This window comes from Synechococcus sp. H55.9 (assembly GCF_047462355.1).
In the GTDB taxonomy this organism is placed as follows: domain Bacteria; phylum Cyanobacteriota; class Cyanobacteriia; order Thermostichales; family Thermostichaceae; genus Thermostichus.
On sequence record NZ_JANSJB010000076.1, the window covers coordinates 11,312 to 12,944 of the forward strand.

Annotated in this window: 1 protein-coding gene and 1 pseudogene; both read right to left on the reverse strand. The window is 55.2% G+C overall.

The window, feature by feature from the left end:
* Positions 1 to 239 (reverse strand): annotated as a pseudogene (locus NW857_RS09985) (NAD(P)H-quinone oxidoreductase subunit F); the annotation flags it as partial.
* 397 nt (positions 240 to 636) lie between these two features.
* Positions 637 to 1,593, reverse strand: coding sequence for an NAD(P)H-binding protein (locus NW857_RS09990; protein WP_414333025.1), 957 nt, complete (start codon positions 1,591 to 1,593; stop codon positions 637 to 639).
* Positions 1,594 to 1,633 lie beyond the last annotated feature (40 nt).

Consider the following 1,633-nt stretch of genomic DNA (forward strand, 5'->3'; position numbering starts at 1 on the left):
AGATCCCCCACCTGCAGCCAGGGCAGCCGAATCACCTGCGACGGCTGATCCCAAATTGCCACCAGCGCTCCTACACTGTGCAAGAACGCCAGCAAAGTCAGCAGCGCATTCAGATAGCCCGCCGGACGGGGTCCTGTGCGCCGGGTAATTCCTGGGGACCAGATTAGCGCTCCCGTCCACGCCACCAAGGCATAGAGGGGAATGAGCCATGCAGTTGTGATCAGCCCGTTCAAGCTCATAATCCTCCTTCGGCCAGGGATCTTGGCCAAACTGGAACACTCGCTGAGATCCTGCAAGAAATCTTAAAAAGCATCCTAGCGGAGAACCGAGATAGATAAAAATTGAACTTTCCGATGAGATCTCTAGGTAAGAGTCTATGCTTTAAGAGCGGGTAGCCAGGTGGTCTCTGTTGTTGTGACCACCTTGCTTTTTATCCTCACTACTTCTATAGGGTAGATGGGAACAAGCTCCTTGGAAACCTGAGGATCCGCGGTTGGGTGGATCCAGTTTCCGGTGCTGTTTCCGATCCAGCAGGACGGGCGCGCCCCAGTTCAGCTCTTCTCCCCAGTCCGCTACTCAATCAAGTCGCTATGGAATTGCTATTGTGAAGTTGCTATGAAGATCAAGAGCAATGCCCTAGAAAGGCGTCTTGACTTTGGGTTGCTTGACCTTGAGTTCGCGAATCCGTTTCAACATTTTTTGGAAATACTCGGCCAGGTAATCTTCAAGCGAGGTCAGAGAGGTCAGTTCAATCCCCAAGGTTTCGCACACAGCTGTCATATCGGCATGCATGGGTTCTTTGGCAGCAATCACCTCGACAAAGGCCAGCCGGTCGGCAATGTTCCAGCTCCACTGAAAGAACTGGGCCACCTTACGCGCTCCTCGCAGCAGTCCCAAGGGCATGGTGCTGACCTTGGCTTTTTTGCCGGAGAGCTGCTCGCACAGGGCGATGACTTCTTGGGATGTCCAGGCCTTGGGCCCCACCAAAGGGAAGATCTGCTGCTTGGCGCCTTCGACACTAAGGGATCGCACAGCAAACCGGGCTGCATCTAAGGTGTCGACGTAGGCTGTGGGGATGCTCTCGCTGGCTACCCAAACAATTTGCTCTTCCAAAATGGGGATGGCATACTGGCCGATCAATCCCTGCATGAAGCCCGCCGGACGAAAGATGGTGTAGGGCATCTGGGATCCGATCAAGTACTTCTCGATGTGGTGCTTGAAATTCATCAGGGGCACATTGGGGTACTCATGCTGAGCACCCATGATGGAGAAAAAGACGAAGTGGCCCACTTGGGCAGCCCGTGCCGCATTGATCAGAGCAACTTTGCCATCCCAATCCACCTGGCGGGCGCTGAGGGTGTCGGTTACCCGCACCGTGGCACAGTCGATCACCGCCTCGACGCCTTCCATCGCCGCTCGGAGCGTGCTGGGCTGCAGTAGGTTCCCCACCTTGAGGTGGGCGCCCCATTCACTCAAGAAAGCAGCCTTGGCCGGGTTTCGCACCAGACAAGTCACCTGATGCCCTTCTTCGATGGCCCGCCGCACCACCTGACGGCCCAGCGTTCCCGTTGCCCCCACAACCAGCACGTTCATAAAATTATCATTTCTTAACCTTAGGCTTAGTCTATCAGAC